The following is a 24,973-nucleotide window of genomic DNA, read 5'->3' on the forward strand; positions in this document are numbered from 1 at the left end:
TCCTGCTCGGCGGCCTCACCGTGTCCATCGCCGCCGAACTCGAGAACGACGACGAGGGCCGCAAGCCGAGCCACGGCTCCAGCAACCACCAGCGCCTGGAACGATAGCCCGCACGGATGGCGACGATGATCAGTCGCCGCACTCCCGGTCCCGTAGCCGACCGGCACCAAGCGATCAACCGACGACCAAGAACCTCGGGACCAGATCAACGGTGCGGCTGGTCCGGCACGACCTCGGAGCCAACGCGTCCCGATCGGGGTCTGCGCGGAAGCAGCGCGGGCACCCGGGAGGCGTAGTCCCGGTAGGCCGCGCCGTACTGGCGGCGTAGGTCGGCCTCCTCGAAGAGGATGCCGACGCCGATGTAGCCGGAACCGGCAAGCGCGAACAGCAGGTGTCCCACGGACATGTGCGGCGTCACCCAGAAGGTGATCAGCAGGAAGAACATCATCGGGTGGCGCACCCACGCGTAGATCGACCCGACGGCGAGGGATGACGGTGCAGGTGTGCGATCGCGCCGGAACCAGCCCGCCTGGCGAAGCCCCAGGAACTCGAAGTGACCGGTTGGCAGCGTCGAGGCGATCACGCCCAACCAGCTGACCAGGTAGGTCGTCCACAGCACGGCCACCCAGGGCTGAGCGTCGACGTGCCAGACCGTCGCCGGCAACGACTGCCACTGCCAGAACACCAGAGCCAGGCAGCCGCTGGCGACCAGCACGAACAGGCTGCGCTCCATCGGCGCTGGCACGAATCGGGCCAGCCGTGCTTTCACGCTCGGTCGCGCCGCCACAGAGTGATGTACGGCGAACACCAGCAGCAGTGCCAGGTCAACCGCCACGGCCGCGGTACCCGACCGAGTGCCGGCCGTGTCGACGGTCGGCAGGAGACGGACGTCGGCGAGGAAGACGATCCCCCACCCGGCCGACACCCAGAATGCGAGGTACGCGAACACGGAGAAGGCACGGATTGCCGTAGCGGCCCGGCGCGGGTACTGATCAGTCACGTGTCCGATCGTCCCCGCTCTCGCCGCGGCGGTCAGCCGTGGAACTACCGCACTTTCGAACGAGACCAGGACGGGACCGGCGAGTCAGTGCCGCGCCTGGCGGAGGGAGGCCATCCGATCCGGGCCGCCGGCTGTCACCCACGCCGCGATCTGGGCGCGCGACCGGAATCCGAGCCGGATGCGAATGCGTTCGACGTGGGACTCAGCAGTGCGCTCGCTGACGCTGAGCCGGGCGGCGATCTCACGGTTGGTGAGGCCTTCGGTCACCAATGCGGCGACCTCGTGCTGACGTGGGGTCAGCGCCGATTCAACAGGCCGCTGGGCAGGCGGAAGCCCGAGAAAGCCACGAACACAGGTGGCGAGGCCTAGAGCATCGCCGATGTACGGCAGGTGGTCACGCCCAGCGAGCACCGCAAGGCTGGCGCTGGGGATGCCGGCGGCAAGCGCTTCCGCCTGGGCCAGCGGCGTGGCGCGGTCGCGCTCGCGGTGCACCACGAGCGTCGGAACGTCGACGGCACCCAGGAGGTCGGACACATCGATCCGATGCGCAAGCTCGAGCATCGCGCGGGCCCGTTCGGGGGTGGCTGCGGCCCGCTGGTACTCCCGGAACGCCTCCCTGGTTGCCGTGTCTGCATCCGGAGCGAAGATCTCAGCGAGCAGATCAGAGCCGAGGCCCCAGTGCTGGGCGATCAGCCCGAGGAGATGCGCCCTGGTCTCCGGGGAGGTCAGATCGTGACCGCGCACCCAGCCGCCGTACAGCACCAGCCGGGTGACATCGTCCTGGTGCGACGCCGCCCACGCCACGGCAACAGGTGCCCCAAGAGACACACCCAACATCTCGTACCGGTCGGCCCCTACAGCAGCTGCGACCGCGTGCAGGGTCTCCAGCTCCAGCTCCATCGAGGGGGCTCGGCTCGACGTCCCAGACAGCCCGCAGCCGGCCTTGTCGTACCGCACCAGCGTCCGATTCTTGGCCAGCATCTGGTAGAAGTCGCGCTCGTCCGGCAGCGCCCAGCTCAGTTCGAGATGGGTCAACCAGCCCGGCACATACATGAGAACGGGCCCCGATCCGACTACCCCATAAGCGATCTCGGTGCCATCGGCCAGAGCCGTGGAATCGATGCGCTGCGGCATGGCCCCATTCTGCACGGCTGCTCCGCGTACGCCGGGCGACCTACGCACGGCCAACACTCGGAACAACGGACGGGTCACCACTGGTCGGTCTGCGGATGACGGCCATGGTGCAGCGGGAGACACAGATCAGTTGGCCTTCATCGTCGCTGATCCGAACCTCCCAGACCTGGGTCCGACGGCCGAGGGCAATCGGTCGGGCAGTGCCGGTCACCCATCCGGAAGAAGCAGGCCGAAGGTGGTTGGCATTGATCTCCATCCCGACACAGGTGGCTTCGTTGGGGTCGACAGTGAGGGTCGCCGCCCAGCTGGTAAGGGTCTCTGCCAGCGCCACCGACGCTCCGCCATGGAGGAGCCCGAGTGGCTGACGGGTGCGGTCGTCGACCGGCATCCGCGCCTTCAGATAGTCCTCACCGACCTCGACGAACTCGATGCCGAGGTGGCCGATCAGACTCCGCCGCGATAGCTCGTTTGCGCTGGACAGCGACGGCACATCTTTCCAGATGCGCTCGGTTGACTGGGCGACGTTCATGGAAACCCTTCCTGTCGTTGTTCCGGCGACGTGACCTCCAGCGTGGGTGGCGGGGACTCTCCTTGTCAGGAGGGGAACTACCGCACTTCCCGTGGCGGCTGCGTCGTCGAGGTCCGTCACGCGGTCGGGGCAGTGCGTCCTGGCTGCACCCGGGCTAGGGCAGCACTGTGTCGGTCCACCAGACGTGCCACTGCTTGGTCAGCTCCGTGTGACGGCTCTCGTCGATCGCGTACAGGCTGAGCAGCGCCATCGACGCATGGCTGGTCGGGTTGTGGCTGAGGACCAGAAGACCGTCGTTCCAGCCGTTCACTGTGAGGCCTAGCTGATGCTCCGAGCGGTACCAGACCTGGCCGGTCGCGGTCTCGCCCGGGAGGTCCAGCTCGTACTTGTCGCCGGGAGACAGCTCAGCGATAGCTAGCGCGGACAGCGGTGAGGTTGTGGCTGTGCCGGATAGGAAGACGGTCCGGCGGACGTCGTGCGGGTGCCGTTCGACCGCGAACCGCAGCTGGTTCATGAAGGTGATCCAGCCCTCGGTGATGTCGTCGTAGTAGCTCGCCCAGTCAGGGTCATCGCCGCGAGGCGCACGGGTGAGGGTGACCCGGGTGCCGCCCTCGACCTGCGCCAGCTCGACGCGGTCGCCGCCATTGAGGGCGACCGCGCGTTCGCCGACAGTGACGTCGGTGAAGTAGATCAGGTCGATCTCCTGGTCGAGGCTGCCGTCCGGTCCGCCGGTGAACTCCCAGCCGTGCCAGTGGCGGATCTTGTCCTTGTCCCGGAGCGCGGCCCAGACGGTGTCGACCGGCGCGGCCACGGTGACCTGGATCGTTGGGGTGTCAGTCATCGGTTTCTCCTTCGGTGGTTGGTTTCCGCGGCGCCGGGTGGCCGCCCGCGATCAGTCGGAAGGGGCGGCCGCCGGGGGAATCGAACGTCTCCACGGTCTGGCGGACCGCCTCGGTGAGCGCTTCGGTGAACCGGTGGAGATCACCTGGTTCGGCGAACCGGACCTCGGCTTCGACCGTGAAGGTCAGCAACCGCTGCCCGGCCTCGCCGGCCCTGGTCTGCATCCGCGCGACGTCACGCACGGTCCCGGCGGCCACCTCGATCAGATGCTCCGCCGCGTACTGGTCCTGGACCGCTTCGGGCGCTCGACCCATCACCCCCGGATCGACTACGAGCGTGGCGTCCGAGGCGCGCAGTACCCGCTCAGTGAACCCGCGTCGCTGCCGCTCTTCGACCAGCTCGACCAGCCCGGCCTTCTCCAGCTCCTTGAGGTGGTAATTCACCCGCTGCCGGGGCAGGTCCAGCTCCTCGGCCAGCCGGCTCGCCGAGGACGGTTCACGCAAGAGCTCGAGCAGCCGCCGCCGGATCGGCGACAGCGCCACCCGGACCTGGTCGGGCTCGTCGAGGTACTTCATGTCGACCAGCCTGCCTATTGACAGGAAAATTTGTCAATAGGCAGGCTGGCTCCGGGGCGGCCGGATCAGGTGATCAGCCCGGCCAGGTAGAGCGCCATGCCGATCAGTGCGCAGAGGCCGAGGGTGCGCAGCGGAGTCCAGCCCAGCCGGAACATCGCTGCCAGGGCGACGCCGGTGATGGCGAAGGCGGTCGGGTCCCAGGCGGTCAGCACCGGCACCTCGATATGGACCGGACCCCGGTCGACGGTGTCTTGGCGGTCGAACAGGTTGTGTAGAGCGAAGAAGACCGCGAGGTTGGCGATGACACCCACCACCGCCGCTGTGATGCCAGCCAGGGCGGCGGTCAGGTGCCGGTTGTGCCGCAGTCGTTCCACGTAGGGCGCGCCGAGCAGGATGAACAGGAAGCAGGGCACGAAGGTGACCCAGGTTGCCAGCAGTGAGGCGAGAACGGCTGCGAACCACGGGTCGAGCGAGCCGGGGTTGCGGTACGCGCCAACGAACGCGACGAACTGCACCACCATGATCAACGGCCCCGGCGTGGTCTCCGCGAGCGCAAGGCCGCGCACCATCTCGCCGGGAGCCAGCCAGCCGTAGACGTTCACGGCCTGCTGGGCTACGTAGGCGAGTACGGCGTACGCGCCGCCGAAGGTGACGACCGCCGCACCCGAGAAGAACAGGCCCTGGTCGACGAAGACGTCGGTGGAGGTGATGAAAACCGCGACGGCGAGCACCGGGGTGAACCACAAGGCCAGCCCAAGAGCAATGATGGTGAGGGATCGGCGTCGCGAGGGCAGCTCGTGATGCAGCGCCTCATCGCTGATGAGCGGGGCTGGTCCGTCGGCGGCGGCGTGCCCTTTCAGGGTGGCGAGTTCGGGGATCCGGCGGCTGAGCAGCCAGCCGACCAGCCCGGCGCCGAAGACCACCACCGGGAACGGCACCGCGAACACGGTCAGAGCCAGGAACGCACCCACTGCGAGCGCCATCAGCCCCGGGTGGCTCAGCGAGCGCTTGGCCACCCGGTGTACCGCTTGGACAACGATGGCGATAACCGCGGGGGCGACGCCGGCGAACAGCGCCGACACTACGTCGGTCTCGCCGAACCGCACGTAGATCGCCGAAAGAGCCAGCAGCGCCACCACACCGGGCAGCACGAACAGGCCGCCCGCGATCAGACCACCTCGGGTGCCATTGAGCAGCCAGCCGGTGTAGATGGCCAGCTGCTGTGCCTCAGGGCCGGGCAGCAGCATGCAGTAGTTGAGTGCGTGCATGAACCGCTGCTGACCGATCCAGCGCTTCTCATCGACCAGCTTGTGCTGCATCACCGCGATCTGCCCGGCCGGACCTCCAAAGGTCTGCAACGAGATCGCGAACCACGCCCGGCTCGCCTCCCCCAGCGGGATCACATCACCACCGGACAGCGGGCCGGCGGGCCGATGCGCAGGGGGCTCGGCGGTCATCAGGTTCCTCTTCCCAGGGTGGCCGGCGTAGCGCGAGCTGACCGGCTCGGCTGACGGACCCTCATCGTTGCGCATCCCGGTACGGCGAGATCGGCCGGGCCTCAGCCGGCGTGATCGCGACCGCGCTCAGTTCGCGGCGGCCTCGTCGCGTTTACGGGATAGGAACCCGACGTCCTTGTCGGTCGTCGCCAGTTCGGCGGCACGGTCGTAGGCCTCGGCTGCCTCGGCTGCCCGTCCAAGCCTCTCCAGAAGCGTCGCCCGCGCAGCGTGGAGCAGGTGGTAGCCGTCGAGCTCAACTGCCACGGCATCCAGGAGGCCGAGGCCGGCCGCGGGCCCTTCGGTTTCAGCCACGGCGATGGCGCGGTTCATGGCGACCACCTGTGTCGGCATGACCAGCAGCAACCGGTCGTAAAGCCTGACGATGGCGGGCCAGTCGGTGTCTTCGAAGGTCGGTGCCGCGCAGTGGACGCCCTGGATTGCGGCCTGGAGCTGGAAAGGACCCATCCGTGCCCGTTGCATACACGCCAGCACCAGGTCGTGCCCCTCCTCGATCAATCCGCGGTCCCAAAGCGAGCGGTCCTGGTCGCGCAGCAGTACGACGTCACCGCCGTGCCGAGCCGGCACCCTGGCCTCACACAGCAGCATCAGGGCGAGCAGGCCGACCGCCTCCGGCTCGTCGGGCATCAGCGCGACCAGCAGCCGCGCCAACCGGATCGACTCGCCTCGCAGGTCGCCGCGTTCGTCGGCGTCGTCCGCGCCGGCGGTGTAGATGAGGTAGAGCACCGACAGCACGGCCCTCAGCCGCGCCGGGAGCTCGGCGTCGCTGGGCACGCGGTAAGGAATGCGCGCCGCGGCAATCTTGTACTTGGCTCGTACCAGGCGCTTGGACATGGACGCCCCGTTCACCAGGAAGGCACGCGCGACCTCTGCCGGCGACAGCCCGCCGATCAGGCGGAGCGTGAGGGCCACTTGGTGCTCCACCCTGATCGCCGGGTGGCAGCAGGTGAAGATGAGCCGAAGCTGGTCGTCGCGCATCAGACCGAGGTCCTCCCCCGGCGCTTGGGTGGGTTCGCCGGCCGGCTGGGTGGCCGCGATCTGCTGATGCAGTTCTCGGCCACGCTCGCCGCGTCGTACGGCGTCGATCGCGCGGTGGCGGGCAGTCACTACGATCCAGCCCGCGGGATTGTCCGGAATCCCGTCTCGCGGCCACCGCTGCATCGCCGCGACGAACGCGTCCTGGACGGCATCCTCGGCCAGCGAGATGTCGCCGAAGACGCGGACCAGCGTCGCCACTGCCCGACCGTGGGCTTGGCGGAACGCGCTCTCGACATCGTCCATCGGCCGGGGTCCGGCTGTCATACGGCTACGGCGCCGGGATCCGGCCAGTGGCTCGGAACGGACGCACCTCGATCGCGTGGTTGGTCGCTTCCACGACCTTGCTGGCCCAGTCCAGAGCCTCATCGAGATTCTCGGCGTTGATGATGTAGAAGCCGCCGATGTGTTTCCTTGGCCTCCACGAACGGGCCGTCGGTCGTCACCTTGTCGAGGCCGGTCCCCCCGCTCACCACGGTCGCGGCGTCCGGACCGTGAAGAGCGCCGCCGAACACGAACGCGCCCGCGGTGTCCATCTCCTCCTCGAGCGCGATCACCCGGGCCATGAACGAATGCATCTCCTCCGGTGTCGTGGGTGCGCCGGCGACGCTGCCTTCCACGTCGTACACGGACAGCAGGTACTGGTTCATCTGGACTCCTCGCCTCGGTGACGCGGGCGCTTCCCGCTCCAACCTACTGACGAACGGGCGGCGGCGATCAGGACACCGACGCCGCACCAAAGCCAACGACCGGACTCGGCATCCGTAAGCAGATCGTCACCATCGGCGCCGCACGAGTCCGGATACGAGGGTGAAGACTGCGAGTCATGATCATCCGACTCTGTGCGCTGGCGCTCGGTCTCACACTGCTGGCCGCCTGCGGCGAAGATCCGGAGTCCGCGACCAACCAGGCGGACCCGACCGCCAGCGACGGCGCCGGCACGCCGACCATCAGCCAGCCACCGAGCACCCCGACGACGGCACCGCCTGAAAGCCCGCCGCAGGCCAGCGGTCCATCCGGGCCGCGGATTGTGGTGGAGGACAGCGAGTTCGGGTCGATGCTGTTCGACGGCGGGGGTCAGGCGATCTACCTGTTCGACGTGGAGTCCACCAGCAAACCGGCCTGCTACGACGCCTGCGCGGAGGCCTGGCCGCCCGTCCTGACCGAGGGCAAGCCGGTGGCCGGCGCCGGCGTCCGGGCCCCCCTGCTCGGCACCACCAAGCGCACCGACGGCACCGTCCAGGTGACCTACAACGACCACCCGCTCTACTACTACGCCCACGAAGGCAGGGGCGAGGTGAAGTGCCACGACGTGTTCTTGAACGGCGGCAACTGGTACGTCGTACAGCCGAACGGCGACGCCGCACCGCCCGGCTAACCTCGGAGATTGCCTGTTCGGGCTCAGTCTGTTCGGGCCCCGCCTAGACTCAGGTCGTGAAGCGCGAGGCCATGTTCGCCGGCGACGGTGCAGCAGACCTGGCCCGTTTCCTGGTGCGACAGCTGGGCAGCGGCGGCTCGCTCACCGACAAGGTGCGGGCTTCGGTCACGTTCCCGGTCGCCGGGCTGCGCTGGTTCTCCTCGACCCTGGAGAGCCACTGGAAGGCCACCGACGCGCTGGCACAGCAGCTCGGCCTGGGCGAGGAGGTGCGCCGCAGCCTGGTCGAGAGCTACGAACGCTGGGACGGCCGCGGCGCCGCGGGACTCCGGGGCGAGGAGATCCGACTCACCTCCCGGCTGGTCTATCTCGCCGATGTGGTCGCCGCGTTCGAGCGGATGGGCGGCGCACACGCCGCCCTGCGCATGGCCCGCGAACGCGCCGGCAAACAGTTCGACCCCGACCTCGTTGACCTGCTGTGCGCCAACCGCAGAGCCGTCCTCGACGGCCTGGACCAGCAGAGCCACTGGGCGCAGGTCCTCGACAGCGAGCCTGGCCTGGCTCGAACCATCCACAAGGCCGAACTCGACCACGTGCTGGCTGCGATCGGCGACTTCGCCGACCTCAAGTCGCCATACTTCATCGGCCACGCCCGCAGCGTCGCCCAGCTGGCCGGGGCCGCCGCAGACGGACTTGGCCTCGCCCCCGATGACACCGACCGGGTGCGCCGTGCGGCGCTGGTACATGACCTGGGCCGTCTCGGCGTGTCCAACGGCATCTGGGACAAGCGATCACCGCTCACGCTCGCCGAACGGGAGCGGGTACGCACCCACCCCTATCTCACCGAGCGGATGCTCGCGTTCTCCCCACCACTTGGCCGAGCTCGGGGCGATCGCCGTGCTCCACCACGAACGACTCGACGGCACCGGCTACCCACGGGGCCTTGCCGGGGCCGCGATCCCGATCACCGGCCGGATCCTGGCCGCCGCAGACCGCTACGCGACCGCCACCGAGGAGCGTCCGCACCGGCCCGCAGCCGACCCACAGGATGCGGCAACCCTTCTGCGCGACGACGTGCGCAGCGGCGCGCTCGAGGCCAATGCTGTGGAGGCCGTGCTCAGCGCCGCCGGACACCGCGTGCCCAGACGCCGCGCCTGGCCGGCCGGACTGACCACCCGCGAGGTCGACGTACTGCGCCTGCTCGCCCGGGGCTTCAGCAACCGCGACATCGCCGGCCGACTCGTCCTGTCGCCTAAGACCGTCGGCACCCACGTCGAACACATCTTCACCAAGACCGGCGCCAACAACCGAGCCACCGCCGGACTGTTCGCGATGCGGCACGGCCTGGTGTCCGACTACGAACCGGCCGACGAAACTTCGACCAAAGTTAGGGCATTCACCCGATCCGCTGGCCCCGTCCCGCTGCCTAACGTGTCATCCCACCCCCAGGGCGACCGCGAAGGGAACAACGATGAACACCACCGGGACCACGACTGGCGCCGCGCGTCACGCACAGCAGCCGTCCAGACCAAATCCGTCCGGGCCAACGGGATCGACATCCACTACCGCGAGGCCGGCTCGCCCCCCTCCCCCGACCTGGTCCTGCTTCACGGCGCCCTGGTCAGCACCAACCCGCTGTGGGACCAAACCCCGCTCTCGTACGGCACCCACCTGGCAGCCCTGAGCGAGAGGTTCCATGTCATCGCGTCCGACGTGCGCGGCTACGGCCTGACTCGACACGACGGGGGCGGCCGGGTGTCGATGAGCCTTCTGGCTGACGACGTGGCCGCGCTGATCGACGCCCTCGAACTCGACCGCCCGGCGGTTGCAGGATTCAGCAACGGCGGCATGATCGCCACCATCGCCGCGATCCGACACCCCGGCATCCTCCGAGCACTGGTCAACGACGCGGGGCGCGACATCTTCGACCCCGAGTCCAAGTCGTTCCCCATGCTCCGACACGTCTTCGGCGGGAGCGAGGACGCCACCGAGGCCAACCCAAGCACGGTAGAAGCGTCCTTCGCAGCCGACCCATCCATGCGCGGCGTCCTAGCGCTGATCAAGGCCGACCACGACTCCGCCGGAGGACCCGGCCACTGGCAGACCATGCTGCGTCATTTCTTCGAGGCCGCCCAGCACTGGCCCGGCTACGGCTTCAACGACTTCGCCTCGATCGATGTGCCGACCCTTGTGCTCGTCGGCGACCGTGACGAACACTCGCCAGTGGAGGACTGCATCCGCGCCTACCGGCACCTGCCCCACGGACAGCTCTGCGTACTCCCGAACACCGGGCACGTCATCACCACCGCCAAAGTCGCCGCGATCATGAACTTCCTCGGCTAGGCTCCAGCGCCTGCAGGATCGATTCGCCGCGAACTGAACCTCGACCCAACCGCGACTATCAGCCACTCGGCCGCCCACCAGGCCCACCAAAGAAGACCTGAAATGCGACGATGTCCCGCAACACCTGTCAACGGTGTCGCGGGACATCACACAACGTGGAGCTGAGGGGATTCGAACCCCTGACCCCCTCCATGCCATGGAGGTGCGCTACCAGCTGCGCCACAGCCCCATTGCCCCGCGCGAAAGCGGCGCAACGTCGTGGAATCGTAGCCAACTACCTACCCGGATGCGAAATCGGGGTGGCCAGCTAACGAGCCGCGGTGAGGTTGTACGCCGCCAGCCGGAACGGGTCGCCGAGCGCGGCCTGCTTCAGGACCACCCAGCCGCAGTTGGCGAGGCCGGCCAGGCTGAGAGCCTGCTCGTCGGTCCAGCCGAGACCGGCCGCGATGGCGCACTTCAGGGAACCGCCGTGGCTGACCATCACCGCCGACTCGCCGTCCGGCAGCACGGCGAGCACGTCGGTCAGGGCGGCCTCGGTACGCGCTCGGACCTCGGCGACCGTCTCCCCGCCTGGCACCGCCTGCCAGCCACCGGCCGCGAACTCGGCGAACTCGGCGGGATAGCGCTCCTCGAACTCCGTGAGCGTCAGCCCGGTGCGCTCCCCGAGGTCGTACTCGCGCAGCCGCTCGTCGTACACCGGCTCCAGGCCGGTCTCCTTGGCCACGTACTGCGTGGTCTGCCGACAGCGCGCGAGATCGGAGGACCACAGCATCGTCGGCTGGTACTCCGCGAGGTACGGCGCCGCGGCGGCGGCCTGGCCATGGCCGGTCTCGTCGAGCTCGATGTCGGCGTGCCCCTGGCCGCGCTGGACGGCGTTCCAGGAGGTCTGGCCGTGGCGGAGCAGGAGCACCCGGCGGCCCGAAGCGGCGGCACTCATCGGACGTCCGAGACGACGTCGGGCGGCAGGTCGATGGTCGGACAGTCGCGCCAGAGCCGTTCGAGCGCGTAGTAGGCGCGCTCCTCCTCGTGCTGGACGTGGACCACGATCTCGCCGTAGTCCATCAGCACCCAGCGACCGTCGCGCTCGCCCTCACGGCGTACTGGCTTGGCCCCGATCTCGCGCAGCTTGTCCTCGATCTCGTCGACGATCGACTTGACCTGGCGGTCGTTGGCCGCCGACGCGATCAGGAAGGCGTCGGTGATCGCCAGCTGCTCGGAGACGTCGAAGGCCACGATCTGCTGGGCCAGCTTCTCCGACGCGGCCCGGGCCGCGGTGTGGACCAGCTCGATGGCGTGCTCAGTCGCTGACACGGTGACCCTCGTTCGCTGTCGGGGGGTCCACGGGGGGCGGAGCCCCCCGTGTGTTCACGTAGAGGTGGTGTTTGCCGATGTACTGGACCACACCGTCCGGCACCAGGTACCACACCGGCTCGCCGCGGCCGGTCCGCTCACGGCAGTCGGTGGACGAGATCGCCAGTGCCGGGATCTCCACAATCGTCACTCGGTCCTCCGGGATGTTCTCCAGCGTCTTCAGGTCCATCGAGTAGCCGGGGCGCGTGCAGCCCACGAAGTTGGCCAGCTCGAACAGCTCGCTCGCGTCACGCCATGTGAAGATGTCGGCCAGCGCGTCGGCGCCGGTGATGAAGTAGAGCTCGGCATCCGGCATCTGCGTGCGCAGGTCCTGCAGGGTGTCGATGGTGTACGTCGGCCCGTCGCGGTCGATGTCGACCCGCGAGACCGTGAACCGCGGGTTGGCGGCGGTCGCGATCACCGTCATCAGGTAGCGGTGCTCGGCGGGCGAGACCTTTCGGTCGGACTTCTGCCAGGGGTCACCGGTGGGCACGAACACGACCTCGTCGAGGTCGAACCACGCCTGGACCTCGCTGGCGGCGACCAGGTGGCCGTGATGGATGGGGTCGAAGGTGCCACCCATCACCCCGACGCGGCGCCCCCGTGTGCCCTGGTCGGTTGGAGCGGCGGAGGTGCTCAGCTGTGCTCCCGGCCGGCGCCGAACGACAGGGTCACCAGCAACATCAGCAGCAGGATGCCCAGCGCGATCCCGCCCACGACGTACGGGTTGATGGCTGGCTCGGAGTGCTCGGCGGTCTCCGACGCGGCAAGGACAACGGTGCTCAGCGACATGGGCGAGATCCTACCTGTGGGCAACCACCGGCGTTGTCGGCGCTCCCGGCTAGCGCCGCGCACCAACCAGCAGGTCAGTGGAAGACGGCGGTCAGGCCGGCCAGGATCAGCCAGGACTGCAGGCCACGGCCGAGCGCGATCGAGGTCAGGAAGACCACGACGTTCATCCGGATCACGCCGGCGACGACGCCGGTGATCATCAGCGGCGGGAAGCCGATCAGGCCGGAGACGAAGAGCACGCCCGCGGCGAGCCACGGGCGACCACCGATCCGCTCCTCCCAGAGCTTGAGCTGCTCCTGGCGCTTCGGGTTCTCCAGCCGGCGCCGGATCCACGCGGAGTCCATCGACCTGACCACGCTGTAGTACCAGACCAGCTTGCCGACCGCCTGGCCGATGCCGGCCGCGATCGCGACCGGGATCGCCTGGGCCGGACTGATTTGGGTTGCGATCCCGACCAGGTAGACCTCGATGTTGAGGATCGGGATGACCGAGCCCAGGGCGGCGTACACAAGCGTCGCCAGGATCGCCTTCACGAAGTGAAGGTATCTGGTGCGACCAACGACTAGTGGTGACGTCCGGGCGTGACCACTACCGCACGTGGCCGTCGCCGGTGACGACGTACTTGGTGGACGTCATCTCCGGCAGCCCCATCGGGCCGCGGGCGTGCAGCTTCTGGGTGCTGATCCCGATCTCGGCGCCGAAACCGAACTCACCGCCGTCGGTGAAGCGGGTGGAGGCGTTGACGACGACCGCAGCCGAGTCGACGGCGGCCACGAAGCGCCGGGCGGCGGTCTGGTCCTCGGTGACGATGGCGTCGGTGTGCTGGCTGCTGTACGTCCTGATGTGTACGACGGCCTCGTCCATGCCGGCAACCACCTTCGCGGAGATCTCGTTGCCGAGGTACTCCCGCCCGTAGTCCTCGTCTGTGGCCGCGACCACACCGTCGTACTCGGCGAACCGGTCGTCGCCGTGGATCAGCACGCCGCGCTCCTGGAGCGCCTCGATCACCTGCGGCAGGAACTCGTCGGCGATGTCGGCATGCACCAGCAGCGACTCGGCGGCGTTGCAGACGCTGGTGCGCTGGGTCTTGGCGTTGACCACGATCGACAGCGCCTTGGCCAGGTCGGCCGCGCCGTCGACGTACACATGGCAGTTGCCGACGCCGGTCTCGATCACCGGGACCGTAGACTCCTCGACCACGCTGCGGATCAGGCCCGCTCCCCCGCGCGGGATCAGGACGTCGACCAGGCCGCGGGCGCGCATCAGCGCCTTGACCGAGTCGTGGCTGTCCCCCGGCACCAGCTGCACCGCGTCGGCCGGGAGCCCGGCGGCCTCGGCCGCGCCGCGCAGCACCTCGACGATGGCGGCGTTGGACGAGCGCGCGCTGGAGCTCCCGCGCAGGAGTACGGCGTTGCCGGACTTCAGGCAGATGCCGGCGGCGTCGGCGGTGACGTTGGGGCGCGCCTCGTAGATGATGCCGACCACTCCGAACGGCACCCGGACCTGACGCAACTCCAGGCCGTTGGCGAGGGTGCTCCCGCGGACCACCTCGCCCACCGGGTCGGGCAGGCCGGCGACCTCACGCAGGCCCTGCGCCATTGCGGCGACGCGGTCCTCGGTCAGCCGCAGCCGGTCGACGATGTGGGCGCCGGTGCCGTCCTGCTCGGCACGGGTCACGTCCTCGGCGTTGGCGGCCAGGACGGTCTGCTGCGCCGCCTCCAGCGCGTCGGCCATCGCCTGCAGTGCCTGATCCTTCTGCGCCCGCGTGGCCAGCGCGAGCGACTGGCTGGCCACCCTCGCCCGCTCCGCCGCCGCCTTGACGTCGGTCTCGATTGCCATGCGGCCAGCGTAGGGCGTGCTGGCGGGCTCTCCGTCGGTAGCGAGCGTCGTGAGACGCGTGCGATGGCAAGGCGGACGAGGGAGGCGGGCCGGAGGCCCGTCGACCGAGGACAACGCAGCCAGCGTGCGTGTATCGCGGCGCGTAGCCGGCGGAGAGCCCGCCAGCACGCCCTGTGCCCGCACCCGCTCAAGAAGGGCTCGGTCCAAACCGTGACCTCTTCTTGGGCAACCGACTGGGCTTCGGCTGCGTCGTACAAAGAACACGCACAGTCTCCGGGAAGGGAAACCATCACCGTGCACCATCGTCTTACCGCATTAGCCATCACCCCGTTGGCGCTCGTCCTCGCAGCTGGGCCGGCCGGCAACCCCGCCGCCCAGGCCGAGTCACCCGCGACGCCCGCCGCCACCTCAGCCGCCGCCAGCGCACCGTTCTATCTGTCGGCCCCGGGGCGCGCTACCGCCTTCCGCTGGGGCAACGAGAAGCGGGTGTACGTCGACCTCGGGCTGCGTCTGGTGGCGCAGAACGAGCCGTTCGAGCTCTGGTCCCAGCGCAAGACCTACGACGACCGGATCGTCACCGAGTGGCGTCGCAAGTCCGGCACCGTCAAGCTCCCCACCGGCACCATGTGGAACTTCCGCGGCGTACCGAACTTCATCAAGGTCACCGTCCGCAATCAGGCCGGCAAGATCGTGCACAGCAAGGCACACACCGTGTGTCTCAACGGCGACGGAGAGCGCGTCAACCCCGACGCGGACGCGCGATCGCCGTACCCCATGGGCTGCCCGTCGAACCCCTACACCACGGGCTCGGTGCAGGGCCTCCAGAAGGGGTGGGCGACCCGGCTCGACCTGCCCAGCCAGATGAAGCTGGCCAACGGCAAGTACCGCGTGACGGTCGCCGTCGACGCCAAGTACCGCAAGCTCTTCGGCGTACCGCAGAGCGTCGGCAGCCGAAGCTTCCCACTCGTCATCAAGAAGGGCACGGGCGAGGGCGAGCTGCGCGGCGCTGACAACCGCTCGGACGGCGCGATCGCCCGTCCCGCGGCGCAGGAGCCGAGCAGCGCCCGTGGTGGCCGCATCGACGGCCCGCTGCCCGACCTGCGCTCACTGCCGGCATTCGGGATCCAGGTGAACGAGGGCGGCAACTACCTGCGGTTCTCCGCGAACGTGTGGAATGCCGGGAACAGCCCGCTCGTAGTCGACGGCTTCCGCAAGCGCGGCGAGGACCACATGGACGGCTACCAGTACTTCTTCGACAGCGATGGCGAGCAGACCGGCTACGAGAAGGTCGGCAAGTTCCACTGGCACGCGGCACCCACCCACAACCACTGGCACTTCCTGGACTTCGCGCGCTACCGGCTGCTGAAGGCCGACAAGACCAATGCGGTCCGCTCGCGCAAGGAGTCGTTCTGCCTGGCGAACACCGACGCGGTCGACTACACCGTGCCGGGCGCGGACTGGCGGCCGGAGAACACCGACCTGCACACCTCCTGTGGCGAGAAGGACTCGCTGTCGATCCGTGAGGTGCTGTCGGCCGGTTCGGGCGACACCTACCAGCAGTTCCGGGCCGGCCAGTCCTTCAACCTGAAGGGCCTGCCGAACGGCGTGTACTACATCGCGGTCGAGGCCAACCCGATGGGCACACTGCACGAGTCCAACAAGAACAACAACGTCCGGCTGCGCCGGATCTGGATCGGCGGCAAGCCCGGTGCCCGCACCGTGCACATCCCGCAGGTCGGCATCATCAAGGAGCACGGCACCGCCGAGCCCCACCCGCACTGACAAACGCGCTGACCTGGCCTGAGTTGACGCAATACGACGCCGCCAGCGGAGCTCCGGGTTGACGTCAGTCTTCGCAGGCTCAGAATGACGTCGACCCGGCTCTTGTTCACACGCTTTACGTGAACAAGAGCCGGGTCGGCGTGTTTGTGCGTGAAGACCGGCCGGGTCGGCGGGGGCGGGTCAGCCCTTGCGGGCGGTGACCTGCTCGGTGACGGCGGGGAGCACCGCCTTCAGGTCGCCGACGACACCGAAGTCGACCAGCTCGAAGATCGGGGCCTCTTCGTCCTTGTTGATGGCCACGATCGTCTTGGAGGTCTGCATGCCGGCGCGGTGCTGGATGGCACCGGAGATGCCGGCGGCGATGTAGAGCTGCGGCGACACGGTCTTGCCGGTCTGGCCGACCTGGGTCGAGTGCGGCACCCAGCCCGAGTCGACGGCCGCGCGGGAGGCGCCCACGGCACCGCCGAGCGCGTCGGCGAGCGACTCGACCTCGCTGAAGTCACCGCCGGTTCCACGGCCACCGGAGACCACGATCGCGGCCTCGGTGAGCTCGGGACGACCGGTGGACTGACGCGGCTGCGAGGCCACGATCTGGGCGCCCTTCGCTGCGTCGGACACGGTGGCCGCGAACTGCTCGACCGCGCCCGCTCCGGCAACTTCTTCCGGCGCGGCGGCGTTCGGCTTGACGGTGATGATCGGCGTGCCGGTGGTGACCTTGGCCTGCACGGTGTAGCTGCCGGCGAAGACCGACTGCGTGGTGACCGGGCCACCGTCGCCAGCCTGTACGTCGACGGCGTCGGTGATCAGGCCCGACTCGAGCTTGATCGCCAGCCGGCCCGCGATCTCCTTGCCCTCGCCGGACGAAGTGATCAGGATCGCGCCGGGCGAGGCCTGAGCGGCGATCTGCTGAAGCGCCTCGGCCTTCGGGGCCACCAGGTAGCTCTTGAGCTGCGCGTCGTCGACGACATACACCTTCTCGGCGCCGTACTTCTTCAGCGACTCGACCGCACCGGCCGCCTTGTCGGCGCCACCGATGAAGACCGCCGACGGCGTACCGAGGCGGCGAGCGATGGTGAGGAGCTCGTAGGCGGGCTTGCGGACAGCTCCGTCGAGGTGGTCGACGAGTACCAGAATCTCAGTCATATCAGCGGACTCCTCAGATGAACTTCTTGCCAGCGAGGAAGTCGACCAGCGCCTTGGCGCCCGACCCGTCCTCGTCGGTCACGATCTCGCCGGCGGTGCGCGGCGGACGGGCCTCGGTGGCCTCGACCGCGGAGTACGCGACCGACAGGCCGACCTGGCCGGCGTCGACGCCGATGTCGCCCAGCGACAGGGTGTCGAACGGCTTCTTCTTGGCCGCCATGATCCCCTTGAACGACGGGTAGCGCGCCTCACCGGACTGGTCGGTCACCGACAGCACGATCGGCAGCGTCGCACCGATCACCTCGGTCGCTACGTCTCCGTCCCGCTTGATCCGGACCTGCGCTCCTTGCGTCTCGATCACCGACGCGAGCGTGACCTGGGGCAGCGCCAGCCGCTCGGCCAGCATCGCCGGGACGACGCTCATGCCGCCGTCGGTCGATGCCATGCCGCAGACGACGAGGTCGACCTTCGACTCGGCGCCGAGCTTCTCGATCGCCTTGGCGAGAACCAGCGAGGTCGCAATGGCGTCCGAACCGGCAATCGCGTCATCGACCACATGGACGCCCTTGTCGGCACCCATCTGGAGGGCCTTGCGGACCGCGTCGGCAGCCTTCTCCGGACCCACGCTGAGCGCGGTCACCGTAACCTCGGCGGCGTCGCCCTGCTTCTCCTTGACCTGGAGCGCCTGCTCCACGGCGTACTCGTCAAGCTCGGAGAGCAGGCCGTCGACGCTCACGCGGTCGACGGTGTTGTCCGACTCGAACTGCCAGTCGGCAGTGGAATCGGGTACGTGCTTCACACAGACAACAATGTTCATGGTGGTGTGGCCGTTGCGGCCCCTCCTGTGCACTCGATGTGTGGTCGTGAGGCTACCGGCGGGTACGCCGTGAGCGGTACCGCGCGACAGGTGGAGTCAATCACACAGCGGCCCCGGCGTGATCCCGCCAGGGCCGCTGTGAAACGTGCGTTGAGCTACGGCTTGACCCGGAACGGGTCGCTGTCCGTCGAGGTCTTGAAGTTCGTCGACGGCAGGTACTTCACGACCACCTTGTAGCCGGTGCCGACGACGGTCAGCGGCTTGCCGAAGACCACGGTCACCTTGCCGCCCTTCAGCGCCACGGTGACCTTGCCGAGCAGCTTGGTGCCCTTGAACAGCTTGGCCTCGACCTTGCCGGTGACCGTCTTGCCGTGCGCGGACTTCACCGTGACCGCCGCCCGGGCCTTGCCGCCCTTCTTGATGTCCGGCGCGACCGCGGTGGTCTTGGTCGAGTCCGCCACCACCTTGAGCGACTTGGTCGCCGAGCTGGCCGTGTACGGCGCGCTGCTGGCTGGCTTGTACGTCGCCTTCACCGCATAGGTCTTCCCGGCGTTCAACGTGGGCAACGTCACGGTCGCCTTACCGGCCGAGATCGCCTTGGTGATCGTCTTGCCGCCCACGGTGAACACGACCGAGCCGGCCGGTGCGGTGAACGCGGAGCTCACCGTGGCCGTCGCCGTGGTCGCCTGGCCGTACGCCGCGGTGCTGCGCGCGAGCGCCAGCGTGGTGGTAGACGGGGCCACCACCTTGACCGTGTCGACCGTGGTGTTCTGCGCCGGCGTGGCCGCCTTGACGACGCACGGCATGTCGTCGATGAAGTACGCCTGCGACCCGTCTGCCTTCTTGAAGATCAGGTCGGCGGTGAAGTTACCGGCCTTGAGCACCAGCGAGCCCGGGGCGGTCGGCGCCACTTGGCCGCCGGTGCCGTTCGCCGCCAGCGGCAGCGACCCGGACGCGGGCAGGTTCGTCACCGGGATGGCCAGGTTGCCGGTCACCGGTGCGCCGTTGATGTCACCGGTCGCCGCCACGCTGCCCTCGACAGTCGCGGCCTGCAGAACGTCACGCGCCGCGTTGACCAGGCCCTCGGGCACGGTGACGCCCGCGGCGAGGTCGTAGTTCGCGGTCGCGCCGGGTGCCATCTGGGCCGGCAGGGTGCTGTCCAGGGTCACCGCCATGTCGCTGGCGCCGAGTGCCGTCGTACAGGTGTAGGTGATGGTGCCGCTGGCTGCTCCCGCGGGTGCGGTAGTGAGGCCGACCGTCAGGCCGGCACCGGCCAGGGCGGCGACCGCCACTGCGGCGACCCTCGTTGACAAGCGTGTGCGCAGGCTCATGCTTCGCTCCCTCCAAGCGTGCAGAACCGGGCCGCGCTCCCTCAGCGCGACTCACGGTGAGCCGACCTAATCACACCGGGCCAAACGAGTGGAACGAGTTCTAGAAAATCCCGGAGCCAGGCCGGGGTCTAAGGCCGGATGACGCGGTCCGCGAACCGGCCGATCACCAGCCACACGATGGCACCGAGACCCCAGTTGACCAGGGCGTTCTTGATCGCTTCGTTCTTGCCCGCGTCCGCCTCCCAGACACCGTTCACCCGGGAGAACACGCCGAGGTCGACGCGATCGGCCCAGTCGAGCACGAACTCGACCAGGCTGTTGTTCTGGTTGGCCTTCAGCGCGATGCAGAGCGCGCCCACCGCCAACAGCAGCGCCGCCGCCACGCATACGAACCACACGACCTGCGCGATTCGGTTACGGATGTCGTCCAGCGGGATCGCCATCCTCTCCTTGGCATGCTTCTCGTCGGTCTTCTCGTCAGCCACAGCTGCCTCTTCTCGTCTCCGGCCACGCCCAGACAGCGGGACCGGCTCTCCCAGTTCTTAGGTTATCGATTCAGACGCGCCCGGGTTACGGGATCATCTGCCCTCGAACTTCGCCTTGCCCGGCCCGTTCTCCGCGAACGAGGACATACCGATCCGGCGGTCCTCGGTCGCGAACAGCGCAGCGAACTGCAGCCGCTCGATCTCCAGCCCGGTCTCCAGGTCGACCTCGAGCCCGCGGTCGATGGCCTCCTTCGCCGCGCGGACGGCGTACGTCGCGGCACCGGCGAACTGCTTTGCCCAGGCCACGGCTTCGTCGTACACCTGGTCGGCGGGTACGACGCGGTCGACCAGGCCGATGGCCAGCGCCTCGTCGGCCTTGACGAACCGGCCGGTGAAGATCAGGTCCTTGGCCTTGCTCGGCCCGACCAGGCGGGTCAGCCGCTGGGTGCCGCCGGCGCCCGGGATGATCCCGAGCAGGATCTCGGGCTGGCCGAGGGTGGCGTTGTCGGCGGCGATCCGGATGTCGGCGCACAGCGCCAGCTCGCAGCCACCGCCGAGGGCATAGCCGGTGACCGCGGCGACCACGGGCTTCGGGATCGCGGCCACCGCGCCCAGCGAGGACTGCAGCGGCCCGGAGCGATCGGCCATGTCGGTGTAGGACATGTCGAGCATCTCCTTGATGTCCGCGCCAGCCGCGAACACCCGCTCGCCGCCGTAGATCACGACCGCCTTGACGTCGTCGCGCTCGGTCGCCTCGATGGCCGCGGCGCGGATCTCCTCCTGCACCTGCACGTTGAGTGCGTTCATCTTGGGCCGGTCGAGCCGGATCGTCCCGACCCCGTCGGCTACCTCAAGGTTCACGAACTCGCCCACGCCTGCTCCTCAATGTTGTCGGCCGCAACTACACGTCGGGCCAGAGCCTAGCGGGATTGTGCGGGGTCGACAGACCGCGACCTGGCAGGCAGCTCATGCACCTGGCAGGCGCTGCAGTGCCGGCCAGGCGCAGGATTCCCCGGGCGCCCGGGGAATCCTGCAGCCGGCTCAGAAGGTGATGCCGCGGGCCGCGAACCGAGCCTTGACCAGGTTGGCCGCGGCCTGGCCGTCACGCGCCAGCGCGTTCTGGTACGTCGCCTTGGCCGCGTCCGAGAAGGAGGTGTCCGCCGCGTAGTCGAACTGGGAGTCGATGTAGGTCGTGTCCCAGTCCTCGATGCTCAGCCCGAGCGCGCCGTAGCCCTGCCGGATCTCCCACAGGGCCTGGCTCCAGATCTGGCCGTCGTAGTGAACCTGGTTCCGTCGGGTGGCAACGGTGATGTTGAGGTCGAAGCGGCGGATGCAGTGCGGCGCAGCCGTGTACGACGTCGCGTCCCAGTCCATCGGGCACGCCTCCTCGGCACCGACCGGCCAGCCGTACCGGTCGGCGGCGTTGAGGCCGACAGTGACGGCCAGGTAGTCGCCGAACGACTCACCGATCGCGCCGGCGTCCAGGCTGCCGCCGTACCCGGGTACCTGGTCGGCATGCACCGCGTGGCCGTACTCGTGCATGATCACCTCGGCGTCCTCGGCATCGTCCACGCCCCCCTTGCCGAGCCGGATCCGGAACGGCTTGTCGGTCTGGTAGGAGTTGTCGCCGCCGTACTGGTTGATCTTGACGTGGAACGACTCCTCCAGGATCCCGGGCAGCGTGCTGCGGAAGCCCAGCGACTGGAAGTACTCCTGAGTCTCGTTCACCCAGAAGTAGCCCATCACCTGCTCGAACTGGTCATCCTTCCGGTTGTAGTTGAACGTGTTGGTCGAGGAGTACGCCGGTGTACCGGTGCTCGACTGGATCTGGGCCCACTTGCCGACGAGATTGCCGGACCCGTCGAGGTTGCGGAGCTGAACGGTGGTGTACGCCGACGCCGGGACCGCGGACGCGGCGTCCTTCTGGTCCTGGAGGGTCTGGTCACCGCTCGACTGGACCGGGTTGACCATGAACACCGTGCCGGTGCCGGTCGACGAGCCGCTGCCGGGCTTGTCGGCGGTGAACGGCGCCGCACCGGTCGGCCCGGCGGCGCACACCGCGGCTGCGCTGACGGTGGCAACCCCTATGGTCAAGACACGAAATGAACGCACGGCGCTCTCCTCTGGTGGGCTTCGCATGTGACGGCCCCCACTGGCCGGCACCCGCTCATGATCAGGCGGCGCCGTCGGTATTTCTAGCGTTTCCAGAGAAATCTTCGGAGAGGGACCGACGAATGTGGAAATCCGACGGTGAGACGCTGCCGGTCTGGCCGGGCCGCCACTACCCGATGGGCGCGACCTGGTCAGCGGAGTCGACGAACTTCGCCGTCCACGCACCAGCGGCGACCGCGGTCTGGGTCTGCGTCTTCGACGATGCAGGGGTGGAGACCAGACACTCCCTCACCGAGGTCTCCCTCGGGATCTGGCACGGCGAGCTGCCGGGCATCGCGCCCGGCACCCAGTACGGCTTCCGGGCGGCCGGGCCGTGGCAGCCGGAGCACGGGCTGCGGTTCAACGAGTCCAAACTGCTGCTCGACCCCTACGCCCGGGCGGTCTCCGGGACGCTGACCCTCGACCCGGCCGGCTACGGCTACCAGTGGGACGCCCCGGAGCAGCTCGAGCGGACCGACTCCGCGCCGTACGTCCCGCGCAGCGTCGTGGTGCACGACGAGTTCGACTGGGGTGGCGAGCAGCCGATCCGGCGCCGGTGGCGCGACACCGTGATCTACGAGATGCACGTCAAGGGGATGACCGCGCTCCACGACCGGGTGCCTGAGGAGCTGCGCGGGACCTACGCCGGGCTGGCCACGCCCGCGGTCACCGACTACCTGCGCGACCTCGGGGTGACCGCGGTCGAGCTGCTGCCGGTCCACCAGTTCCTCAGCGAGCCGTCGCTCGCCGAGCGAGGCCTGGTCAACTACTGGGGCTACAACTCGATCGGCTACTTCGCGCCTCACAACGGCTACTCGTCGACCGGCGACCGCGGCCAGCAGGTCACCGAGTTCAAGCAGATGGTGAAGGCGTTCCACGCCGCCGGTCTCGAGGTACTGCTCGACGTCGTCTACAACCACACCGCCGAGTCGGGGCCGACCGGGCCGACGCTGTCGTTCCGCGGGCTCGACGACCGTGCCTACTACCACCGGTCGCATCTCAAGAGCGCGGGCGAGCCGTTCGACGACTCCTACTGGGACGTGACCGGCTGCGGCAACACCGTCAACGCCGGTACGCCGGCCATGCTGCGGCTGATCCTCGACTCGCTGCGCTACTGGGTCACCGAGATGCACGTCGACGGCTTCCGGTTCGACCTGGCCTCGGCGCTGACCCGCGTCGACCACGAGATCAGCATGGAGAGCCATCTGCTGACCGCGATCGGGCAGGACCCGGTGCTGCGCAACGTCAAGCTGATCGCCGAGCCGTGGGACGTGTCGATGGAGGGCTACCGGGTCGGCGAGTTCCCGCCGCCGTGGGTGGAGTGGAACGACCAGTTCCGCGACACCATGCGCGACTTCTGGCGCGGCCAGACCTCCGGTATCCGCACCGTCGCGACCCGGCTGGCCGGCTCCTCGGACCTGTACGCCGACGACGGCCGCGCGCCGTACGCCTCGGTCAACTTCGTCACCGCCCACGACGGATTCACGCTGCGCGACCTGGTCTCCTACGAGCAGAAGCACAACGAGGCCAACGGCGAGGAGAACCGCGACGGCACCGACAACAACCGGTCCTGGAACTGTGGAGTCGAGGGCGACACCGAGGACCAGGAGATCGTGGCGCTGCGGCACCGGCAGGCGGCCAACCTGATGGCGACGCTGTGCCTGGCCAACGGCGTACCCATGATCACCGCGGGCGACGAGCGCGGCCGCACCCAGCGCGGCAACAACAACCCGTTCTGCCAGGACAACGAGACCTCCTGGATCGACTGGCGGCCCGACGACGCCTGGCTGGACGTCTACGAGATCACCAAGACCGCGCTCCGGCTGCGCCGCGAGCACCCCGCGCTGCGGCAGCGGCACTGGTTCGAGGGCCGGCCGGCGATCGAGGGCGGACCGAAGGACCTGGCCTGGCTGCACCCGACCGGTCGGGAGATGACCGGCGACGACTGGTACGACGAGGGGCTGCAGGTGCTCGGCATGTTCGTCTCCGGCGCGCCGCTGCGCTCCCCCGGCCCGCGCGGCGAGCAGCAGCGTGACAAGTCGTTCGTGATCTGGCTGAACGCCGACGCCCAGCCAGCCACCCTCACCCTCCCCGCGAACGACTGGGTGCACACCGGCGAGGTTGCACTGTCGACCGACCCGAAGCTCCCCGCCGGCACCCTGATCACCGCCGGCCAGCAGCTGGAGCTGGACGCCCGGTCGGTGCTTGTCCTGCGCGCGGCTTAGCCGGGAGGTTGGTCGTGACCCTTAGCCTGCTGCGGTGAGCAACTGGTTCCAGACCGCGCGACGGCACCCGTGCGGCGTGCTCCTGGCCGTGCAGATCGTGAGCATCGTCGTCTACCCGTTCCTCGGCGACCAGTCGCTCGGGCGAGCGCTGTTCGGGTTGATCGGGCTGCTGGTCCTGGGCCTGGCGGTGGCCGCGGTCCGGCTGACGCCGGCACTGACGTGGATCTCGATCGTGCTGGGCGTGCCGCTCGTCGTACTCACGGTGCTGGAGGGCGTCTACCCGCACCACGAGACGATCGCGCTGTGGTCGGCGGTGGTCCACGCGGCGTTCTATCTCTACACAGGGTTCGCGCTGATCCGGTACATGTTCGCCGATGCGGTGATCACGGTCGACGAGCTGTTCGCCACGGGGGCGACCTTCACCGTGCTGGCCTGGGCGTGGGCCTACCTGTACGCCGCGACCCAGCTGATCTGGCCCGACTCCTTCACCGCCGCGGTCGACCCGGCCGACCAGCGGACCTGGATGGACCTGCTTTTCCTGTCGGTCACCACGCTGACCAGCACCGGACTGTCCGACATCGTCCCGGTCCGGCCGCACGCGCGGTCTGTGGTGATGATCGAGCAGATCGTCGGGATGCTCTACCTGGCGCTGGTGGTCGCCCGTATCACCGGGCTGACGCTCAGGCCACCGAGCGGATCCGATTGACCAGCAC

27 protein-coding genes, 1 tRNA gene and 1 pseudogene are annotated in these 24,973 nt (G+C 68.8%); 6 read left to right on the forward strand and 23 right to left on the reverse strand.

All coding sequences use genetic code 11. The annotated features are described in order from the left end of the window. Positions 1 to 205: 205 nt before the first annotated feature. From DDV73_RS12255 to DDV73_RS12290, 9 genes are all read right to left on the reverse strand, one after another. Positions 206 to 1,000, reverse strand: coding sequence for an isoprenylcysteine carboxylmethyltransferase family protein (locus tag DDV73_RS12255; protein ID WP_161962370.1), 795 nt, complete (start codon positions 998 to 1,000; stop codon positions 206 to 208). Positions 1,001 to 1,084: 84 nt separating this feature from the next. Beyond that, a complete protein-coding gene (locus tag DDV73_RS12260; RefSeq protein ID WP_109507655.1) occupies positions 1,085 to 2,134 on the reverse strand; it encodes an alpha/beta fold hydrolase in 1,050 nt (349 codons plus the stop codon). A gap of 40 nt (positions 2,135 to 2,174) precedes the next feature. Beyond that, positions 2,175 to 2,663 carry a hotdog fold thioesterase gene (locus tag DDV73_RS12265; protein WP_109507543.1) on the reverse strand — a complete coding sequence of 163 codons (489 nt, stop codon included), beginning with the start codon at positions 2,661 to 2,663 and terminating at the stop codon, positions 2,175 to 2,177. A 154-nt stretch (positions 2,664 to 2,817) separates the two neighbouring features. Continuing rightward, on the reverse strand, positions 2,818 to 3,504 hold the full coding sequence (locus DDV73_RS12270) for an SRPBCC family protein (RefSeq protein ID WP_109507544.1): 687 nt from the start codon (positions 3,502 to 3,504) through the stop codon (positions 2,818 to 2,820). Beyond that, on the reverse strand, positions 3,497 to 4,078 hold the full coding sequence (locus DDV73_RS12275; RefSeq protein WP_109507545.1) for a winged helix-turn-helix domain-containing protein: 582 nt from the start codon (positions 4,076 to 4,078) through the stop codon (positions 3,497 to 3,499). The genes DDV73_RS12270 and DDV73_RS12275 overlap by 8 nt, the downstream gene beginning before the upstream one ends. 65 nt (positions 4,079 to 4,143) lie before the next feature. Beyond that, complete coding sequence (gene chrA, locus DDV73_RS12280; RefSeq protein ID WP_109507656.1) at positions 4,144 to 5,535, reverse strand: chromate efflux transporter; 1,392 nt, start codon at positions 5,533 to 5,535, stop codon at positions 4,144 to 4,146. Positions 5,536 to 5,661: 126 nt separating this feature from the next. Next, positions 5,662 to 6,894, reverse strand: coding sequence for an RNA polymerase sigma factor (locus DDV73_RS12285; RefSeq protein ID WP_338066394.1), 1,233 nt, complete (start codon positions 6,892 to 6,894; stop codon positions 5,662 to 5,664). A 4-nt stretch (positions 6,895 to 6,898) separates the two neighbouring features. Beyond that, a complete protein-coding gene (locus DDV73_RS29720) occupies positions 6,899 to 7,033 on the reverse strand; it encodes a YciI family protein (RefSeq protein WP_206050844.1) in 135 nt (44 codons plus the stop codon). Next, positions 6,993 to 7,277: a YciI family protein gene (locus DDV73_RS12290; protein ID WP_206050837.1), complete on the reverse strand. Its 285-nt coding sequence runs from the start codon at positions 7,275 to 7,277 to the stop codon at positions 6,993 to 6,995. The genes DDV73_RS29720 and DDV73_RS12290 overlap by 41 nt, the downstream gene beginning before the upstream one ends. A gap of 176 nt (positions 7,278 to 7,453) precedes the next feature. Between DDV73_RS12290 and DDV73_RS12295 the strand changes: the two genes are divergently transcribed. Beyond that, entirely contained in the window at positions 7,454 to 8,005 is a 552-nt protein-coding gene (locus DDV73_RS12295) for a COG4315 family predicted lipoprotein (RefSeq protein WP_109507547.1), read from the forward strand. Between the two features lie 23 nt (positions 8,006 to 8,028). Here DDV73_RS12295 and DDV73_RS29170 read toward each other — a convergent pair whose 3' ends face one another. Then, positions 8,029 to 8,748, reverse strand: a complete 720-nt coding sequence (locus DDV73_RS29170; protein WP_240617260.1) for a hypothetical protein — start codon at positions 8,746 to 8,748, stop codon at positions 8,029 to 8,031. On the opposite strand from DDV73_RS29170, the pseudogene DDV73_RS29610 reads away from it, so the two are divergent. Further along, positions 8,671 to 9,310, forward strand: a pseudogene (locus DDV73_RS29610) (HD domain-containing phosphohydrolase); the annotation flags it as partial. The gene DDV73_RS29170 and the pseudogene DDV73_RS29610 overlap by 78 nt on opposite strands. A gap of 24 nt (positions 9,311 to 9,334) precedes the next feature. Continuing rightward, the gene (locus tag DDV73_RS28425) at positions 9,335 to 10,345 is read left to right on the forward strand and encodes an alpha/beta fold hydrolase (RefSeq protein ID WP_338066395.1); all 1,011 of its coding nucleotides are present in this window, start codon (positions 9,335 to 9,337) and stop codon (positions 10,343 to 10,345) included. A 156-nt stretch (positions 10,346 to 10,501) separates the two neighbouring features. Here the strand turns inward: DDV73_RS28425 and DDV73_RS12310 are convergent. From DDV73_RS12310 to DDV73_RS12335, 7 genes are all read right to left on the reverse strand, one after another. Beyond that, a tRNA-Ala gene (locus DDV73_RS12310) sits at positions 10,502 to 10,574 on the reverse strand. Between the two features lie 78 nt (positions 10,575 to 10,652). Beyond that, positions 10,653 to 11,282: a histidine phosphatase family protein gene (locus tag DDV73_RS12315; RefSeq protein ID WP_109507550.1), complete on the reverse strand. Its 630-nt coding sequence runs from the start codon at positions 11,280 to 11,282 to the stop codon at positions 10,653 to 10,655. Next, positions 11,279 to 11,656, reverse strand: coding sequence for a ribosome silencing factor (rsfS, locus tag DDV73_RS12320; RefSeq protein WP_109507551.1), 378 nt, complete (start codon positions 11,654 to 11,656; stop codon positions 11,279 to 11,281). The genes DDV73_RS12315 and rsfS overlap by 4 nt, the downstream gene beginning before the upstream one ends. Then, positions 11,643 to 12,335: a nicotinate-nucleotide adenylyltransferase gene (gene nadD, locus DDV73_RS12325; protein WP_109507552.1), complete on the reverse strand. Its 693-nt coding sequence runs from the start codon at positions 12,333 to 12,335 to the stop codon at positions 11,643 to 11,645. The genes rsfS and nadD overlap by 14 nt, the downstream gene beginning before the upstream one ends. Beyond that, positions 12,332 to 12,487 carry a hypothetical protein gene (locus tag DDV73_RS28430; protein WP_170126024.1) on the reverse strand — a complete coding sequence of 52 codons (156 nt, stop codon included), beginning with the start codon at positions 12,485 to 12,487 and terminating at the stop codon, positions 12,332 to 12,334. The genes nadD and DDV73_RS28430 overlap by 4 nt, the downstream gene beginning before the upstream one ends. Before the next feature lie 74 nt (positions 12,488 to 12,561). Continuing rightward, positions 12,562 to 13,020, reverse strand: a complete 459-nt coding sequence (locus DDV73_RS12330; RefSeq protein WP_109507553.1) for a VTT domain-containing protein — start codon at positions 13,018 to 13,020, stop codon at positions 12,562 to 12,564. Between the two features lie 55 nt (positions 13,021 to 13,075). Beyond that, a complete protein-coding gene (locus DDV73_RS12335) occupies positions 13,076 to 14,326 on the reverse strand; it encodes a glutamate-5-semialdehyde dehydrogenase (RefSeq protein WP_109507554.1) in 1,251 nt (416 codons plus the stop codon). Positions 14,327 to 14,656: 330 nt separating this feature from the next. Between DDV73_RS12335 and DDV73_RS12340 the strand changes: the two genes are divergently transcribed. After that, entirely contained in the window at positions 14,657 to 16,108 is a 1,452-nt protein-coding gene (locus tag DDV73_RS12340; RefSeq protein WP_161962371.1) for a lysyl oxidase family protein, read from the forward strand. 180 nt (positions 16,109 to 16,288) lie between these two features. Here DDV73_RS12340 and DDV73_RS12345 read toward each other — a convergent pair whose 3' ends face one another. The 6 genes from DDV73_RS12345 to DDV73_RS12370 form a co-directional block, all read right to left on the reverse strand. After that, positions 16,289 to 17,251: an electron transfer flavoprotein subunit alpha/FixB family protein gene (locus DDV73_RS12345; RefSeq protein ID WP_109507556.1), complete on the reverse strand. Its 963-nt coding sequence runs from the start codon at positions 17,249 to 17,251 to the stop codon at positions 16,289 to 16,291. A gap of 13 nt (positions 17,252 to 17,264) precedes the next feature. Next, a complete protein-coding gene (locus tag DDV73_RS12350) occupies positions 17,265 to 18,050 on the reverse strand; it encodes an electron transfer flavoprotein subunit beta/FixA family protein (protein WP_240617262.1) in 786 nt (261 codons plus the stop codon). A gap of 173 nt (positions 18,051 to 18,223) precedes the next feature. Further along, positions 18,224 to 19,399, reverse strand: a complete 1,176-nt coding sequence (locus tag DDV73_RS12355; protein WP_109507558.1) for an Ig-like domain-containing protein — start codon at positions 19,397 to 19,399, stop codon at positions 18,224 to 18,226. A gap of 128 nt (positions 19,400 to 19,527) precedes the next feature. After that, positions 19,528 to 19,842 carry a hypothetical protein gene (locus DDV73_RS12360; protein WP_109507657.1) on the reverse strand — a complete coding sequence of 105 codons (315 nt, stop codon included), beginning with the start codon at positions 19,840 to 19,842 and terminating at the stop codon, positions 19,528 to 19,530. Between the two features lie 135 nt (positions 19,843 to 19,977). Continuing rightward, positions 19,978 to 20,757: an enoyl-CoA hydratase/isomerase family protein gene (locus DDV73_RS12365; protein WP_109507559.1), complete on the reverse strand. Its 780-nt coding sequence runs from the start codon at positions 20,755 to 20,757 to the stop codon at positions 19,978 to 19,980. 168 nt (positions 20,758 to 20,925) lie between these two features. Then, positions 20,926 to 21,978, reverse strand: coding sequence for a M4 family metallopeptidase (locus DDV73_RS12370; RefSeq protein WP_206050839.1), 1,053 nt, complete (start codon positions 21,976 to 21,978; stop codon positions 20,926 to 20,928). Positions 21,979 to 22,118: 140 nt separating this feature from the next. On the opposite strand from DDV73_RS12370, the gene glgX reads away from it, so the two are divergent. Further along, complete coding sequence (glgX, locus tag DDV73_RS12375; RefSeq protein ID WP_109507560.1) at positions 22,119 to 24,260, forward strand: glycogen debranching protein GlgX; 2,142 nt, start codon at positions 22,119 to 22,121, stop codon at positions 24,258 to 24,260. A gap of 34 nt (positions 24,261 to 24,294) precedes the next feature. Continuing rightward, positions 24,295 to 24,966: an ion channel gene (locus tag DDV73_RS12380; protein ID WP_109507561.1), complete on the forward strand. Its 672-nt coding sequence runs from the start codon at positions 24,295 to 24,297 to the stop codon at positions 24,964 to 24,966. The last annotated feature ends 7 nt before the right edge of the window (positions 24,967 to 24,973 follow it).

Source organism: Nocardioides speluncae (assembly GCF_003121585.1).
Lineage (GTDB): Bacteria > Actinomycetota > Actinomycetes > Propionibacteriales > Nocardioidaceae > Nocardioides > Nocardioides speluncae.

Coding starts and splice junctions, on each gene's coding strand:
- DDV73_RS12260 (WP_109507655.1), bottom strand. CDS start 2,134: ATGCCGCAGCGCATCGATTCCACGGCTCTGGCCGATGGCACCGAGATC.
- DDV73_RS12265 (WP_109507543.1), bottom strand. CDS start 2,663: ATGAACGTCGCCCAGTCAACCGAGCGCATCTGGAAAGATGTGCCGTCG.
- DDV73_RS12270 (WP_109507544.1), bottom strand. CDS start 3,504: ATGACTGACACCCCAACGATCCAGGTCACCGTGGCCGCGCCGGTCGAC.
- DDV73_RS12275 (WP_109507545.1), bottom strand. CDS start 4,078: ATGAAGTACCTCGACGAGCCCGACCAGGTCCGGGTGGCGCTGTCGCCG.
- chrA (WP_109507656.1), bottom strand. CDS start 5,535: ATGACCGCCGAGCCCCCTGCGCATCGGCCCGCCGGCCCGCTGTCCGGT.
- DDV73_RS12285 (WP_338066394.1), bottom strand. CDS start 6,894: ATGACAGCCGGACCCCGGCCGATGGACGATGTCGAGAGCGCGTTCCGC.
- DDV73_RS12290 (WP_206050837.1), bottom strand. CDS start 7,277: ATGAACCAGTACCTGCTGTCCGTGTACGACGTGGAAGGCAGCGTCGCC.
- DDV73_RS12295 (WP_109507547.1), top strand. CDS start 7,454: ATGATCATCCGACTCTGTGCGCTGGCGCTCGGTCTCACACTGCTGGCC.
- DDV73_RS29170 (WP_240617260.1), bottom strand. CDS start 8,748: ATGTACCAGCGCCGCACGGCGCACCCGGTCGGTGTCATCGGGGGCGAG.
- DDV73_RS28425 (WP_338066395.1), top strand. CDS start 9,335: ATGCGGCACGGCCTGGTGTCCGACTACGAACCGGCCGACGAAACTTCG.
- DDV73_RS12315 (WP_109507550.1), bottom strand. CDS start 11,282: ATGAGTGCCGCCGCTTCGGGCCGCCGGGTGCTCCTGCTCCGCCACGGC.
- DDV73_RS28430 (WP_170126024.1), bottom strand. CDS start 12,487: ATGTCGCTGAGCACCGTTGTCCTTGCCGCGTCGGAGACCGCCGAGCAC.
- DDV73_RS12335 (WP_109507554.1), bottom strand. CDS start 14,326: ATGGCAATCGAGACCGACGTCAAGGCGGCGGCGGAGCGGGCGAGGGTG.
- DDV73_RS12345 (WP_109507556.1), bottom strand. CDS start 17,251: ATGACTGAGATTCTGGTACTCGTCGACCACCTCGACGGAGCTGTCCGC.
- DDV73_RS12355 (WP_109507558.1), bottom strand. CDS start 19,399: ATGAGCCTGCGCACACGCTTGTCAACGAGGGTCGCCGCAGTGGCGGTC.
- DDV73_RS12360 (WP_109507657.1), bottom strand. CDS start 19,842: ATGGCGATCCCGCTGGACGACATCCGTAACCGAATCGCGCAGGTCGTG.
- glgX (WP_109507560.1), top strand. CDS start 22,119: ATGTGGAAATCCGACGGTGAGACGCTGCCGGTCTGGCCGGGCCGCCAC.